The organism is Pseudomonas izuensis, from assembly GCF_009861505.1.
Lineage (GTDB): Bacteria > Pseudomonadota > Gammaproteobacteria > Pseudomonadales > Pseudomonadaceae > Aquipseudomonas > Aquipseudomonas izuensis.
In genome coordinates this window covers 18,720-32,427 of the sequence record NZ_WTFT01000011.1, presented here as the reverse complement: position 1 = coordinate 32,427, position 13,708 = coordinate 18,720, and the positions used below count along the sequence as shown (strand labels likewise).

Below are 13,708 nucleotides of genomic sequence, written 5' to 3'. Positions count from 1 at the left end.
TGATTACTTGTTCGCGGCGTTCTGCGCCAGATCGCTGTCGGCGTTCAATTCACGCACGGCGATATAACGCTCGCTGCGACGGGTGCGATCCAGCACCTGCCCTACCAGTTGACCACAGGCTGCGTCGATGTCTTCACCACGGGTGGTGCGGACAGTGACGTTGAAACCGGCATGATGAAGCTGATCCTGGAACCGACGAATGGCGTTATTGCTCGGCCGCTCGTACCCGGAGTGCGGGAACGGGTTGAATGGAATCAGGTTGATCTTGCACGGGATATTCTTGAGCAGCTCGATCATTTCAACGGCGTGCTCGACCTTGTCGTTCACGTCCTTGAGCAAGGTGTACTCGATGGTCAGCACGCGCTTTTCGCCCAGGGACGACATGTAGCGCTGACACGACTCGAGGAGCATCTTAAGCGGATACTTCTTGTTGATCGGCACCAATTGGTTACGCAATGCGTCATTCGGTGCGTGCAGGGACAACGCCAGGGAAACGTCGATGTGCTTGGACAGCTCATCGATCATCGGCACCACGCCCGAAGTGGACAGGGTTACGCGGCGCTTGGAAATGCCGTAGCCCAGGTCATCCATCATCAGATGCATGGCGGCAATGACGTTGTCGAAGTTCAGCAGCGGCTCACCCATGCCCATCATCACCACGTTGGTGATGGCACGGTCGACGGTTGCCGGGACGCTGCCAAAGGATTTGTTGGCAATCCACACCTGGCCGATAACTTCGGCGGCGGTGAGGTTGCTATTGAAGCCTTGCTTGCCGGTGGAGCAGAAACTGCAGTCCAGGGCACAGCCTGCCTGGGACGAAACGCACAAGGTGCCGCGTTTGCCCTGGGGAATGTACACGGTCTCGACGCAGCTGCCGGACGCCACGCGCACCACCCACTTGCGGGTGCCGTCGCTGGAGATGTCCTCGCTGACCACTTCCGGACCGCGAACTTCAGCAACAGCCTTGAGCTTTTCGCGCAAGGCCTTGCTGACGTTCGTCATGGCGTCGAAATCATCCACGCCAAAGTGGTGAATCCATTTCATTACCTGACCGGCACGGAAACGCTTCTCCCCGATTGAGTCGAAGAATTTTTCCATTTCCGACTGGGTGAGACCCAGCAGGTTGGTTTTAACAGTCGATGTAGTCATGGATTCACCTTCACTCTTAAGCCAATGCTTAGCGAGTGGTTACTTCAGTAGCTGCGAAGAAGTACGAGATTTCGCGAGCAGCAGCGGCTTCGGAGTCCGAACCGTGTACGGCGTTGGCGTCGATGGAATCAGCGAAGTCAGCACGGATGGTGCCGGCAGCAGCTTCTTTAGGGTTGGTAGCGCCCATCAGCTCACGGTTCAGAGCGATAGCGTTTTCGCCTTCCAGAACCTGAACGACAACCGGACCGGAGATCATGAAAGCAACCAGGTCGTTGAAGAAACCACGAGCGCTGTGCTCAGCGTAGAAGCCTTCGGCTTCGGCTTTGGACAGTTGCTTCAGTTTCGAAGCTACAACGCGCAGGCCTGCTTTTTCGAAACGAGTGGTGATCTCGCCGATCACGTTTTTAGCAACGGCGTCAGGCTTGATGATGGAGAAAGTACGTTGAACAGCCATGGTGTAACTCCAGAAACGGTAATTTACGAAAAATTAAACCCGCGAATTATACGCGGGTTCTCGGGTATTGCCTAACCTGCGGCGTGGCTCAGTCGCGTTCTTCGATCCAGTGGGCCTGAATGGCCTCCAGGATCTTTTCGCCACAATGCTCAGGGTTGTCGTCGAACTCGGGCAATTCCATCACCCATTTACGCAGATCGACGAAATTGACCGACATAGGGTCCACGTCGGGCTTGCTTTCTGCCAGCTGGATCGCGATCTCCAGCACATCAGTCCACTTGAGTTTCATGACAATTCCTTGAATCAGTGCGGTGCTTCGGCTGCGTGGTTGAGCGAATACTTCGGAATTTCGACGGTCAGGTCTTCAGTCCCGACCTTTGCCTGACAGCCCAGGCGCGACTGAGCTTCCAGCCCCCAAGCCTTGTCAAGATAGTCTTCTTCCAGCTCATCGGCCTCTTCCAGCGAGTCAAAACCCTCGCGGATGATGCAGTGGCAGGTGGTGCAGGCGCAGACGCCGCCACAGGCACTTTCCATCTCGATATGGTGCTCATGAGCCAGTTCGAGGATGGACGTACCGGTCTCAGCCTCCACGACCATGCCTTCCGGGCAAAACTTTTCGTGTGGCAGAAAAATGACCTGCGGCATCGTTATTCCTCAATCTCATTCAGGTTGCGCCCCGCCAGCGCGGCTTTCACCGTCGAATCCAGGCGGCGGGCAGCAAAGGCATCGGTCACTTGCGACAGACGCTTGGTCTGCTGCTCGATGGCGTAACCATCGGTACCTTTCATCAGTTCGGCCAGTTCCTGCACCTGCATGTCGATGACCATGCGCTCATCGGCATCGAGCAGGCGCTCGCCGTCGGCTTCCAGGGCAGCCTGCACCGCTTCGATCAGGCGCTGGGCATCGACCTGCTGCTCGCGCAATACGCGGGCCACCTTGTCGTCATTGGCGTGCTGGAACGAATCCTTGAGCATTTTGGCGATTTCGCCATCGGTCAGGCCATAGGATGGCTTGACCTGGATGCTGGCTTCGACGCCCGAACCCAGCTCACGAGCGGAGACGCTCAACAGACCGTCGGCATCGACCTGGAAGGTCACACGAATCTTCGCCGCACCCGCCACCATCGCCGGGATACCGCGCAATTCGAAGCGCGCCAGGGAGCGACAGTCGCTGATCAGCTCGCGCTCGCCCTGCAATACGTGAATGGCCATGGCCGACTGGCCGTCTTTATAGGTAGTGAAGTCCTGGGCGCGGGCGACGGGGATGGTGGTGTTGCGCGGAATCACCTTCTCCATCAGGCCGCCCATGGTCTCCAGACCCAGAGACAGCGGAATCACGTCAAGCAACAGCAGTTCGCTTCCGTCACGCTTGTTGCCAGCCAGGGTATCGGCCTGGATCGCAGCACCAATGGCCACCACTTGATCCGGATCGATTTCGGTCAGCGGCTCGCGACCGAAGGCTTCGGCGACGGCTTCGCGAACGCGAGGAACGCGAGTCGAACCACCGACCATCACTACGGCATGCACTTCTTCCAGCTCGACACCGGAGTCGCGAACGGCGCGGCGGCAGGCCTTCAGGCTGCGAGCAACCATCGGCTCGATCAGCGCATTGAAAGTTTCGCGGGTGAGTTCGGCTTTCCAGTCGCCATAAGCGACTTCAACCGACGCAGCGTTGGTCAGGGCTTCCTTGGCCGCGCACGCGGTTTGCAGCAAGTTGCGTTGCGCACCCGGATCGAGGTCGGCAGACAAACCGGCGCTCTCGATGATCCAGCCAGCGATCGCGTGATCGAAGTCATCGCCGCCCAATGCACTGTCGCCGCCAGTGGCCAGCACTTCGAAGACACCGCCGGTCAGGCGCAGAATCGAAATATCGAAGGTGCCGCCGCCCAGGTCATAAATCGCCACCAGACCTTCAGCGTGCTGATCCAGACCGTAAGCCACCGCTGCCGCTGTCGGCTCATTGAGCAAACGCAGCACGTTGAGGCCGGCCAGCTTGGCCGCATCCTTGGTGGCTTGACGCTGAGCGTCGTCGAAATAGGCCGGAACGGTGATGACCGCACCAACCAGTTCACCGCCCAGGGTCGCTTCCGCGCGCTGGCGCAGGACCTTGAGAATATCGGCAGAGACTTCGACCGGGCTTTTCGGGCCCTGGATCGTGTCGATGAACGGCATGTGCGATTCGCCACCGACAAAACGGTAGGGCAACTGGTCGCCCAATTGCTTGACGTCGGACAGACCACGACCCATCAAGCGCTTGACCGACAGCACGGTGTTCAAAGGATCGGTGGCGGCAGCCAGCTTGGCGGATTCGCCGACCTCGACGCGATCGGCGTGGTAGCGCACGGCAGACGGCAGGATGACCCGCCCTTCTGCGTCAGCCAGAGGCTCGGAAAGTCCACTGCGCAATGCAGCGACCAGCGAATTGGTAGTGCCCAAGTCGATCCCCACAGCCAGACGACGCTGGTGCGGTTGAGGACTTTGGCCGGGTTCGGCGATCTGCAGTAGGGCCATCGTTATCAGGACTTATCTGTATATCAGGCGTGCGACCGGAGCGGCACTGGGTTAATCGTCGAGGCGCTCTTCTAACTGGCGCACTTCGTAGGTGAGCTTGTCGAGGAACTGCATGCGCCGCATCAGGCGTTCGGCCCGTTCACGTTGCGCGGCATCGTTCCAGCAAGCTGCGAAGCTTTGATTCAGTTCATCCTGGGCAGACTTGAGGCGGCGCTTGAACGCAGCAACACCCGACAAGTCGGCGCTGTCCTGCAGGTCCTCGAGCTCTTCGCGCAACTCCATCTGTTGCAGAAGAAATTCCGGATCATGCACCGTGACCTCCAGCGGCAGCTCGCCACCACTCAAGGCGAGCAGGTAACGCGCGCGCTTGGGGGGACTCTTGAGCGTCTGGTAGGCCTCGTTGAGGCTCGCGGATTGCTCTAGCGCCAGCCGCTGCTCACGCTCGGAGGCGTCAGCGAAGCGGTCCGGATGAACGCTGCGCGCCAGCTCGCGGTAGCGCGAAGCCAGCTGATCGAGATCCAGATTGAAACTCGGTTGCAGCTCAAATAAAGCGAAATGACAAGGAGTACCCACGAGCAGCCTCAGATGTTGAAGCTTTCGCCGCAGCCACATTCACCGCGTACGTTGGGGTTGTTGAACTTGAAGCCTTCGTTCAACCCTTCCTTGACGAAATCGAGTTCGGTGCCGTCCAGGTAAGCCAGGCTTTTCGGGTCGATGATCACTTTCTCGCCGTGACTTTCGAACACCTGATCCTCTGCAACCACCTCGTCGACAAACTCCAGCACGTAGGCAAGGCCGGAGCAGCCCGTGGTGCGAACACCCAGGCGAATCCCCTCACCTTTGCCGCGCCCGTCGAGGGAGCGTCGCACGTGTCGAGCAGCCGCTTCTGTCATGCTGATAGCCATCGGTGACTCCTTACTCGTCGCCAAATCCTGAAAGTCAGATCAAGCCTTTCTTCTGCTTGTAATCGCGAACGGCGGCCTTGATGGCGTCTTCAGCGAGCACGGAGCAGTGAATTTTCACTGGCGGCAGGGCCAGTTCTTCGGCCAGCTGAGTGTTCTTGATGGTTTCTGCTTCGTCCAGGGTCTTGCCCTTCATCCACTCGGTAGCGAGGGAGCTGGAAGCGATAGCCGAACCGCAGCCGTAAGTCTTGAACTTGGCATCTTCGATGATGCCGGCGTCGTTGACCTTGATCTGCAGGCGCATCACGTCGCCGCACGCCGGAGCGCCGACCATGCCGGTGCCGACATCAGGATCTTCCGCGTCCATCTTGCCGACGTTGCGCGGGTTTTCGTAGTGGTCGATGACCTTTTCGCTGTAAGCCATGATGCTTAATCCTCACTCATCAGAGAGTCGCTCTTTGAGCCCCGGAACCTGAGTCCACGGGGCCGGTTCGCGGCGACTTGAAATCAGTGTGCCGCCCACTCGATTTTCGAAATGTCGACACCGTCTTTGTACATGTCCCACAGCGGCGACAGAGCGCGCAGCTTGGTAACGGCCTCGCAGACTTTCTGCGCGGCGTAGTCGATTTCTTCTTCGGTGGTGAAACGGCCGAAGGTGAAACGGATCGAGCTGTGTGCCAGTTCGTCGTTGCGGCCCAGGGCGCGCAGCACGTACGAAGGCTCAAGCGAAGCCGAGGTGCAGGCCGAACCGGACGACACCGCCAGATCCTTGAGCGCCATGATCAGCGACTCGCCTTCAACGTAGTTGAAGCTCAGGTTCAGGTTGTGCGGAACGCGAGCAGTCAGGCTGCCGTTGACGTACAGCTCTTCCAGGTGCTCGACCTGCTTGTAGAAGCGATCGCTCAGGGCCTTGATGCGCACGTTCTCGGCAGCCATGTCTTCCTTGGCCACGCGGAAGGCTTCACCCATGCCGACGATCTGGTGGGTCGCCAGGGTACCGGAGCGCATGCCGCGCTCGTGACCGCCGCCGTGCATGGTCGCTTCGATGCGAACACGCGGCTTGCGGCTCACGTACAGGGCGCCGATGCCTTTAGGGCCATAGGTTTTGTGAGCGGAGAACGACATCAGGTCGACTTTCAGCTTCTGCAGGTCGATTTCGACCTTGCCGGTGGACTGAGCGGCGTCAACGTGGAACAGGATGCCCCGGGAACGCGTCAGCTCGCCGATGGCGGCGATGTCGTTCACGGTACCGATTTCGTTGTTCACGTGCATGACCGAAACCAGGATGGTGTCGTCGCGCAGTTCGGCTTCGACCATTTCCGGAGTGACCAGGCCATCGGTACGAGGCTCGATGTAGGTGACTTCGAAACCTTCACGCTCCAGCTGGCGCATGGTGTCCAGGACAGCCTTGTGCTCGATCTTGGTGGTGATCAGGTGCTTGCCTTTGGTGGCGTAGAAATGTGCCGCACCCTTGATTGCCAGGTTATCAGATTCGGTGGCACCGGAGGTCCAGACGATTTCACGCGGGTCGGCGTTGACCAGGTCGGCCACCTGACGACGGGCGTTTTCGACGGACTCTTCAGCTTTCCAGCCGAACACGTGGGAACGGGACGCCGGGTTACCGAAGTTTCCGTCGACCAGCAGGCATTCACTCATTTTTTGCGCAACACGCGGATCAACCGGGGTCGTCGCAGAGTAATCAAGGTAAATCGGCAATTTCATGGACTATCTCCTAAATCAGGCTGGCTGGCGCGCCGTTAGCTCTATGGCTGTCATTCGACGGCGGACGCTTCAATCTTGTCCAGGCGTGGCGCCTTGCTGTTGCAACGGCGTTGATCCTGACGCTGGGCTACTTCTTGTACCTCACGGCGAGTCACAAGGTCAGCCAAGCTGATACCGCTCAGAAATTCGTGTATCTGCAGGCTCAGGTCGCACCATAAGTGGTGGGTCAGACAGGTGTCGCCCGAATGGCAATCACCCTGCCCCTGGCATTTGGTAGCGTCGACCGATTCGTTCACCGCATCGATCACCTGGGCGACCTGGATACCCTGCATGTCGCGAGACAGCTGGTAGCCGCCACCTGGACCACGAACGCTGGACACCAGATTGCTGCGGCGCAGCTTGGCGAAAAGCTGCTCGAGGTAGGACAGGGAGATGCCTTGGCGCTCGGAGATATCGGCCAGGGACACGGGCCCGTGCTGCGCGTGCAACGCCAGATCGAGCATGGCGGTCACGGCGTATCGGCCTTTTGTAGTCAGTCGCATGGACAATTACCACGGAGTTCGGAATGAGGCGAGTATGCAATTCCCGAGTATTTAAGTCAACTATAAGACCTAGTGCTTTAGTCGGGTTTACCCGCAAAGAGCGGGCGCATGATATCAGGGTCTGCGGCTTAATGGCACACCGCTTAGCGCTGTGCCATTGCCTGAATACGACGTGACAAAGGCATCAACTGGCCTTGGATTGGTCTTTGTCCTTTACGCAGGCGAAATCTTCTTCGCGCAGCTCAGGCAGATCCTTGGCACAGTAATTACTGCCCAGATCCTTCAACGCCCCGCACATGCCCTCCAGGCGACCATCGACCGCCTGCAGATGATCGAGCAGTTGATTGATGGCGCGCGCCACCGGGTCAGGCATGTCTTCGCTGACACCATAGGCATCAAAACCGATTTTCTCGGCCATGGCCTTGCGTTTGGCGTCCTGCTCTTCGTCGGATTTGACAATGATCCGCCCCGGGATACCGACAACCGTCGCACCCGCCGGAACCGCCTTGGTGACCACTGCATTGGAACCGACCTTGGCCCCGGCACCGACGGTGAACGGGCCCAGCACCTTCGCGCCCGCCCCAACTACTACGCCATCCTCAAGGGTCGGGTGACGCTTGCCCTTGTTCCAGCTGGTGCCACCCAGGGTCACACCCTGATAGAGAGTGACGTCATTGCCGATCTCTGCGGTTTCGCCGATGACAATGCCCATGCCATGGTCAATAAAGAAGCGGCGACCGACCTTGGCGCCCGGATGAATTTCGATCCCGGTCAACCAGCGACCGAAGTTCGACACCAGGCGCGCCAGCCATTTCAGGTCTGCGCGCCACAGGGCCGCCGACAAACGGTGAATCCAGATGGCGTGCATGCCCGGGTAGCAAGTCAGGACTTCAAAAGCGTTACGCGCCGCCGGGTCTCGATGGAATACGCTCTGGATATCTTCACGCAAACGCTCAAACATCTTTAATCCTTCCGCTTTAGAAGCTCGCCACGGGCCGCTTTTTGGGTTTCCGTGAGGATGCCACGCAATATATTCATTTCCGCCCGGCTGACCGAGCTGCGTCCGTACAACCGGCGCAGGCGCGCCATCAAGTGCCGTGGCTTTTCCGGATCGAGAAATTCAATCGCCACCAGGGTTTGCTCCAGGTGCTCGTAGAATCGTTCGAGTTCATCCATGGTCGCCAGCTCAGCGCTTTTGACCGATGCCACTTCTTCTTTCTCGACCTTCGTCGGCTGGCCCTGTGCAGCCAGCCAGGACATGCGCACTTCATAACTCAACACCTGCACCGCCGCCCCAAGGTTCAGCGAGCTGAACTCAGGGTCTGAGGGAATGTGCACGTGATAATGACATCGCTGCAGCTCTTCATTGGTCAGGCCGGAATCTTCGCGACCGAACACCAGGGCGATTTCGGCGCCCTGCGCCGCTTCCTCGACCACTTTCGCGCCACATTCGCGGGGATCGAGCAGCGGCCAGGGAATCCGCCGGTCGCGGGCGCTGGTGCCGAGCACCAGATTGCAACCGACCAAGGCATCTTCCAAAGTGGCGACGACTTGCGCTTTTTCAAGGATGTCACCGGCGCCGGAGGCTCGGGCATCGGCCTCGTGGTGCGGGAACAAGCGTGGCTCGACCAGCACCAGCCGCGACAGCCCCATGTTTTTCATGGCGCGCGCGGTCCCGCCGATATTGCCCGGATGGCTGGTATTGACCAGGACGACACGAATGTTTTGCAGCAAGGGAGGCGCTCTCGAACATATATAGGGGGAGCAGAATCTTACAGCTCAAACTACCGTTAAGCCATGAAAGCGAACGTCGTCCTTCTCCTGTAGAAACTTTCTGATAGAATGCCCGGCTTTCTTTAACAACCTTAGGTGACACATCCATGCAGCCCATGCTGAATATCGCGCTGCGCGCCGCCCGCAGCGCCAGTGAATTGATCTTCCGCTCCATCGAGCGCCTGGATACCATCAAGGTCGACGAAAAAGACGCCAAGGATTACGTATCCGAGGTGGACCGCGCCGCCGAACAGAAAATCATCGACGCGCTGCGCAAGGCTTACCCCAATCACTCGATCATGGGTGAAGAAACCGGCATGCACGCCGGCACCGGCATCGAAGGCGAAGAGTACCTGTGGATCATCGATCCACTGGACGGTACCACCAACTTCCTGCGCGGCATTCCTCACTTCGCTGTCAGCATCGCCTGCAAATACCGTGGTCGCCTGGAACACGCCGTTGTTCTGGATCCGGTTCGCCAGGAAGAATTCACCGCCAGCCGTGGTCGCGGCGCCCAACTGAACGGTCGTCGCCTGCGCGTCAGCGGCCGCACCAGCCTGGACGGCGCCCTGCTGGGTACCGGCTTCCCGTTCCGTGACGACCAGATGGACAACCTCGACAACTACCTGGGCATGTTCCGCGCCCTGGTTGGCCAGACCGCCGGTATCCGCCGCGCCGGCTCGGCAAGCCTGGACCTGGCCTACGTGGCCGCCGGTCGTTTCGATGCGTTCTGGGAATCGGGCCTGTCCGAGTGGGACATGGCCGCAGGCGCCCTGCTGATTCAGGAAGCAGGCGGCCTGGTGAGCGATTTCACCGGCGGTCACGACTTCCTTGAAAAAGGCCACGTCGTTGCTGGCAACACCAAATGCTTCAAGGCAGTCCTGACGGCGATCCAGCCGCACCTGCCGGCCTCGCTGAAGCGTTAAGCTTCCAGCGACAGAGAAAAGCACCCTTCGGGGTGCTTTTTTTATGCTTGGAATTTGTCCCCCAAAACACCGAAAAACCCTGTAGGAGCGAGCCTGCTCGCGATGGTCCTCAACGATAACGCGGGAAGCCTGGCACCCCGCGGTGCTCTGAGGTTCATCGCGAGCAGGCTCGCTCCTACAGAGGATCTGCGGTGGCGCAGAGATCCCGGGCACAAAAAAGCACCCCGCAGGGTGCTTCTTTTTGAATCTGCCTTCAGCGGATCAATGAGCCTGCTGATTCTCCGACAAGATCAACTTGCCCTCTTTATCCACAGGAATCTGATTCCCCGGATCACGATCCATGCGCACTTTGCCTTCCTTGCCGTCCAGCGAATACCGCACGTCGTAACCCACGACCTTGTCACTGATGTCGTTCACCGTATTACAACGGGTTTGGGTCGTAGTGTAGGTGTCACGCTCCTGCATGCCTTCCTGCACCTTGTTGCCGGCGTAACCGCCGCCAACCGCACCCGCGACAGTGGCCAGCTTCTTGCCATTACCACCGCCAACCATGTTGCCCAGTAAACCTCCCGCCACTGCACCGACCACCGTACCGGCGATCTGATGTTGATCTTTCACCGGCGCTTGCCGGGTTACCGCGACATCCTTGCACACTTCACGTGGAGTCTTGATTTGCGTCTTGACCGGCTCAACGGCGAGTACTTGCGCATACTCAGGGCCGCTTTTCTTAACCAGGCTGTAGGTGGCCAAAGCACCCCCGGCAGTCACACCGACAGCACCCAGTACAGCACCAACCAGCATCGACTTGTTCACATGAACCTCCTGACCATCACATGCGGGATAAACCCGCGCTTCTCCCAGCCTTGGAGCACAAAAAAAGGCGCGAGTTCAACTCGCGCCTTTTTTGGACTACACCGTTCAGAGAAACTTCCCTCAAGGACGGTCGTCGACTTCCTTCTCGGCACTCACCGTAGGAATCAGGTCTTCGGAGCTCAGGTTCAGCCAGATCAGCACCACGTTGGCGATGTAGATCGACGAATAAGTACCCGCCAGAACCCCCACCAGCAGCGCCAGGGAGAAGCCGTGCAGGTTGTCGCCGCCGAAGAACAGCAGTGCCGCGATCGCCAGCAAGGTGGAGACCGAAGTCGCGATCGTCCGCAGCAGGGTTTGCGTGGTCGAGATGTTGATGTTCTCGATCAGGCTGGCCTTGCGCAGCACACGGAAGTTCTCGCGAACCCGGTCAAATACCACGATGGTGTCGTTGAGCGAGTAACCGATGATCGCCAGTACCGCCGCCAGCACCGTCAGGTCGAAGGTGATCTGGAAGAACGACAGGATACCGATGGTCACGATCACGTCGTGGATCAAGGATACGATCGCACCGACCGCGAACTTCCACTGAAAGCGGAACGCCAGGTAGATCAGGATGCCGCCCAGCGCCATCAGCATGCCGAGGCCGCCCTGGTCGCGCAGTTCTTCACCCACCTGCGGGCCGACGAACTCGACACGCTTGACCGTCGCCGGGTTGTCGCCGCCGACCTTCTGCAGCGCGCCAGCCACCTGGTGACCCAGTTGCGGGTCTTCCCCAGGCATGCGCACCAGCAGATCGGTGGTGGCGCCGAAGTTCTGCACCACGGCTTCGTGATAACCGGCCGAAACCAGCTGCTCACGCACCTTGGTCACGTCGGCCGGACGCTCGTAGGTCAGCTCGATGAGCGTACCGCCGGTGAAGTCCAGGCCCCAGTTCATACCCTTGTGGAAGACACTGAAAATGGCCAGTGCGGTAAGGAACAATGTGACGCCGAACGCGAAGTTGCGAACGCCCATGAAGTTGATTGTACGTAACATGGCAGCCCCTTAAATCCACAACTTCTTGAAGTCACGACCGCCGAAGATCAGGTTGACCATCGCGCGGGTGACCATGATGGCCGTGAACATCGAGGTCAATACCCCGAGGGACATGGTCACTGCGAAGCCCTTGACCGGACCTGTACCCATGGCAAACAGGATCCCGCCCACCAGCAAGGTGGTCAGGTTGGCGTCGAGAATCGCGGTGAATGCGCGACCGAAACCTTCGTTGATTGCCCGTTGCACGCTCATGCCTGCCGCAATCTCTTCACGAATCCGCGAGAAGATCAGTACGTTGGCGTCGACCGCCATACCCATGGTCAACACGATACCGGCGATACCCGGCAGGGTCAGCGTGGCGCCCAGCAGCGACATCACGGCCAGCAGCAACACCATGTTCACCGCCAGCGCGACGGTGGCGATGATGCCGAAGAAGCGGTAGATGGCAATGATGAACAGCGAGACGAACAACATGCCCCACAGCGATGCATCGATACCTTTGGTGATGTTGTCGGCACCCAGGCTTGGGCCGATGGTGCGCTCTTCAGCGAAGTACATCGGTGCCGCCAGACCACCGGCACGCAACAGCAGCGCCAGTTCGGACGATTCGCCCTGGCCGTTCAGGCCGGTAATGCGGAACTGCGCGCCCAGCGGCGACTGAATGGTCGCCAGGCTGATGATCTTCTTCTCTTCCTTGAACGACTGCACCGCCACTTCTTTCTCGACGCCATCGACCACTTGCTTGGTGTAAGTGGTGACCGGACGCTGCTCGATGAAGATCACCGCCATGCTGCGACCCACGTTCGAACGGGTCGCACGGCTCATCAGCTCGCCGCCGTGACCGTCCAGACGAATGTTCACTTCCGGCGTGCCGTGCTCGCCGAAGCCAGCCTTGGCGTCAGTCACCTGGTCGCCGGTGATGATCAGGCCACGCTCGATTTGTGCCGGCGGACGCTTGCCTTCACGGAACTCGAAGGTTTCGGAAGTGGCTTTCGAAGCACCAGGCTCAGCCGCCAGACGGAACTCGAGGTTGGCCGTCTTGCCGAGGATACGCTTGGCTTCCGCGGTGTCCTGCACGCCCGGCAGCTCAACCACGATACGGTTGGCACCCTGACGCTGGACAATCGGTTCGGCAACACCCAGCTCGTTGACGCGGTTACGTACCGTGGTCAAGTTCTGCTTGATGGAGTATTCGCGGATTTCCGCCAGCTTGGCCGGGGTCATCGCCAGACGCAGCACCGGTTGGCCATTGAGGTCGGCCGGAACAATGTCGAAATCGTTGAAGTTCTTGCGGATGATCGTACGGGCCTGTTCGCGGGACGCTTCATCGGAGAAGCCCAACTGAATGGCACCGCCCAGTTGCGGCAGGCTGCGATAGCGCAGTTTCTCTTTACGCAACAGGCTCTTGACGTCGCCTTCGTAGACTTTCAGGCGCGCATCGAGGGCTTTTTCCATGTCCACTTCAAGCAGGAAGTGCACACCACCGGACAAGTCCAGACCCAGCTTCATCGGGTGCGCGGCAACGCTGCGCAGCCATTGCGGGGTGGTTTGTGCCAGGTTCAAGGCAACGACGTAGTCATCACCCAGGGTCTTGCGCACGACGTCCTTGGCAGGCAACTGATCTTCAGCCTTGACCAGGCGAATCAGACCGCCCTTGCCGCCAGCAGCCAGGGTGGCGGCCTTGACGTCGATCCCGGATTCCTTGAGCGCAGCGCTCACACGGTCCAGATCAGCCTGATTGACCTGCAGCGCAGTGCTTGCACCGCTGACCTGAATGGCCGGGTCATCAGGATAAAGATTGGGAGCGGAATAAATCAGACCGATCGCCAGCACCGCCAGGATCAGAATGTATTTCCACAGAGGGTATTTGTTCAGCATCACG

At 59.2% G+C, this 13,708-nt stretch carries 16 protein-coding genes; 1 reads left to right on the top strand and 15 read right to left on the bottom strand.

Annotation, left to right across the window (positions count from 1 at the left end):
* Positions 1 to 3: 3 nt before the first annotated feature.
* From rlmN to trmJ, 12 genes are all read right to left on the bottom strand, one after another.
* Positions 4 to 1,149, bottom strand: coding sequence for a dual-specificity RNA methyltransferase RlmN (rlmN, locus tag GPL81_RS10610; RefSeq protein WP_160106688.1), 1,146 nt, complete (start codon positions 1,147 to 1,149; stop codon positions 4 to 6).
* Between the two features lie 28 nt (positions 1,150 to 1,177).
* The gene (ndk, locus tag GPL81_RS10605) at positions 1,178 to 1,603 is read right to left on the bottom strand and encodes a nucleoside-diphosphate kinase (protein WP_007903599.1); all 426 of its coding nucleotides are present in this window, start codon (positions 1,601 to 1,603) and stop codon (positions 1,178 to 1,180) included.
* Positions 1,604 to 1,691: 88 nt separating this feature from the next.
* The gene (gene iscX, locus GPL81_RS10600) at positions 1,692 to 1,892 is read right to left on the bottom strand and encodes a Fe-S cluster assembly protein IscX (RefSeq protein WP_111281124.1); all 201 of its coding nucleotides are present in this window, start codon (positions 1,890 to 1,892) and stop codon (positions 1,692 to 1,694) included.
* 14 nt (positions 1,893 to 1,906) lie between these two features.
* Positions 1,907 to 2,248 (bottom strand): ISC system 2Fe-2S type ferredoxin, encoded by a 342-nt coding sequence (gene fdx / locus GPL81_RS10595; RefSeq protein ID WP_085715824.1) that lies wholly within the window; start codon positions 2,246 to 2,248, stop codon positions 1,907 to 1,909.
* Between the two features lie 2 nt (positions 2,249 to 2,250).
* Positions 2,251 to 4,113 (bottom strand): Fe-S protein assembly chaperone HscA, encoded by a 1,863-nt coding sequence (hscA, locus tag GPL81_RS10590; RefSeq protein WP_160106687.1) that lies wholly within the window; start codon positions 4,111 to 4,113, stop codon positions 2,251 to 2,253.
* Positions 4,114 to 4,164: 51 nt separating this feature from the next.
* Positions 4,165 to 4,686 carry a co-chaperone HscB gene (gene hscB, locus GPL81_RS10585; RefSeq protein ID WP_160106891.1) on the bottom strand — a complete coding sequence of 174 codons (522 nt, stop codon included), beginning with the start codon at positions 4,684 to 4,686 and terminating at the stop codon, positions 4,165 to 4,167.
* A gap of 8 nt (positions 4,687 to 4,694) precedes the next feature.
* The gene (iscA, locus tag GPL81_RS10580; protein ID WP_003227904.1) at positions 4,695 to 5,018 is read right to left on the bottom strand and encodes an iron-sulfur cluster assembly protein IscA; all 324 of its coding nucleotides are present in this window, start codon (positions 5,016 to 5,018) and stop codon (positions 4,695 to 4,697) included.
* A gap of 34 nt (positions 5,019 to 5,052) precedes the next feature.
* Entirely contained in the window at positions 5,053 to 5,439 is a 387-nt protein-coding gene (gene iscU / locus GPL81_RS10575) for a Fe-S cluster assembly scaffold IscU (RefSeq protein WP_007974006.1), read from the bottom strand.
* Positions 5,440 to 5,522: 83 nt separating this feature from the next.
* Positions 5,523 to 6,737, bottom strand: coding sequence for an IscS subfamily cysteine desulfurase (locus tag GPL81_RS10570; protein WP_160106686.1), 1,215 nt, complete (start codon positions 6,735 to 6,737; stop codon positions 5,523 to 5,525).
* 50 nt (positions 6,738 to 6,787) lie between these two features.
* Positions 6,788 to 7,279 (bottom strand): Fe-S cluster assembly transcriptional regulator IscR, encoded by a 492-nt coding sequence (iscR, locus tag GPL81_RS10565; protein ID WP_003227911.1) that lies wholly within the window; start codon positions 7,277 to 7,279, stop codon positions 6,788 to 6,790.
* Positions 7,280 to 7,463: 184 nt separating this feature from the next.
* Positions 7,464 to 8,240, bottom strand: coding sequence for a serine O-acetyltransferase (cysE, locus tag GPL81_RS10560; RefSeq protein ID WP_160106685.1), 777 nt, complete (start codon positions 8,238 to 8,240; stop codon positions 7,464 to 7,466).
* Positions 8,241 to 8,242: 2 nt separating this feature from the next.
* On the bottom strand, positions 8,243 to 9,013 hold the full coding sequence (gene trmJ, locus GPL81_RS10555) for a tRNA (cytosine(32)/uridine(32)-2'-O)-methyltransferase TrmJ (RefSeq protein WP_160106684.1): 771 nt from the start codon (positions 9,011 to 9,013) through the stop codon (positions 8,243 to 8,245).
* Between the two features lie 146 nt (positions 9,014 to 9,159).
* Between trmJ and suhB the strand changes: the two genes are divergently transcribed.
* Entirely contained in the window at positions 9,160 to 9,978 is an 819-nt protein-coding gene (gene suhB, locus GPL81_RS10550) for a type III secretion system regulator SuhB (protein WP_007982736.1), read from the top strand.
* 261 nt (positions 9,979 to 10,239) lie between these two features.
* Here suhB and GPL81_RS10545 read toward each other — a convergent pair whose 3' ends face one another.
* The 3 genes from GPL81_RS10545 to secD all read right to left on the bottom strand — a co-directional run bounded on the left by GPL81_RS10545 (position 10,240) and on the right by secD (position 13,704).
* Complete coding sequence (locus tag GPL81_RS10545) at positions 10,240 to 10,791, bottom strand: glycine zipper 2TM domain-containing protein (protein ID WP_096513322.1); 552 nt, start codon at positions 10,789 to 10,791, stop codon at positions 10,240 to 10,242.
* 120 nt (positions 10,792 to 10,911) lie between these two features.
* Positions 10,912 to 11,826 (bottom strand): protein translocase subunit SecF, encoded by a 915-nt coding sequence (secF, locus tag GPL81_RS10540; protein WP_096513323.1) that lies wholly within the window; start codon positions 11,824 to 11,826, stop codon positions 10,912 to 10,914.
* 9 nt (positions 11,827 to 11,835) lie between these two features.
* Complete coding sequence (gene secD, locus GPL81_RS10535) at positions 11,836 to 13,704, bottom strand: protein translocase subunit SecD (protein WP_096513324.1); 1,869 nt, start codon at positions 13,702 to 13,704, stop codon at positions 11,836 to 11,838.
* Positions 13,705 to 13,708: the final 4 nt, after the last annotated feature.

Excerpts from the sequence above, each read along its gene's own strand:
- iscU (WP_007974006.1), bottom strand. The coding sequence starts at position 5,439 with ATGGCTTACAGCGAAAAGGTCATCGACCACTACGAAAACCCGCGCAAC.
- cysE (WP_160106685.1), bottom strand. The coding sequence starts at position 8,240 with ATGTTTGAGCGTTTGCGTGAAGATATCCAGAGCGTATTCCATCGAGAC.
- GPL81_RS10570 (WP_160106686.1), bottom strand. The coding sequence starts at position 6,737 with ATGAAATTGCCGATTTACCTTGATTACTCTGCGACGACCCCGGTTGAT.
- ndk (WP_007903599.1), bottom strand. The coding sequence starts at position 1,603 with ATGGCTGTTCAACGTACTTTCTCCATCATCAAGCCTGACGCCGTTGCT.
- hscA (WP_160106687.1), bottom strand. The coding sequence starts at position 4,113 with ATGGCCCTACTGCAGATCGCCGAACCCGGCCAAAGTCCTCAACCGCAC.
- suhB (WP_007982736.1), top strand. The coding sequence starts at position 9,160 with ATGCAGCCCATGCTGAATATCGCGCTGCGCGCCGCCCGCAGCGCCAGT.
- iscX (WP_111281124.1), bottom strand. The coding sequence starts at position 1,892 with ATGAAACTCAAGTGGACTGATGTGCTGGAGATCGCGATCCAGCTGGCA.
- secD (WP_096513324.1), bottom strand. The coding sequence starts at position 13,704 with ATGCTGAACAAATACCCTCTGTGGAAATACATTCTGATCCTGGCGGTG.
- fdx (WP_085715824.1), bottom strand. The coding sequence starts at position 2,248 with ATGCCGCAGGTCATTTTTCTGCCACACGAAAAGTTTTGCCCGGAAGGC.
- secF (WP_096513323.1), bottom strand. The coding sequence starts at position 11,826 with ATGTTACGTACAATCAACTTCATGGGCGTTCGCAACTTCGCGTTCGGC.
- rlmN (WP_160106688.1), bottom strand. The coding sequence starts at position 1,149 with ATGACTACATCGACTGTTAAAACCAACCTGCTGGGTCTCACCCAGTCG.
- iscA (WP_003227904.1), bottom strand. The coding sequence starts at position 5,018 with ATGGCTATCAGCATGACAGAAGCGGCTGCTCGACACGTGCGACGCTCC.
- iscR (WP_003227911.1), bottom strand. The coding sequence starts at position 7,279 with ATGCGACTGACTACAAAAGGCCGATACGCCGTGACCGCCATGCTCGAT.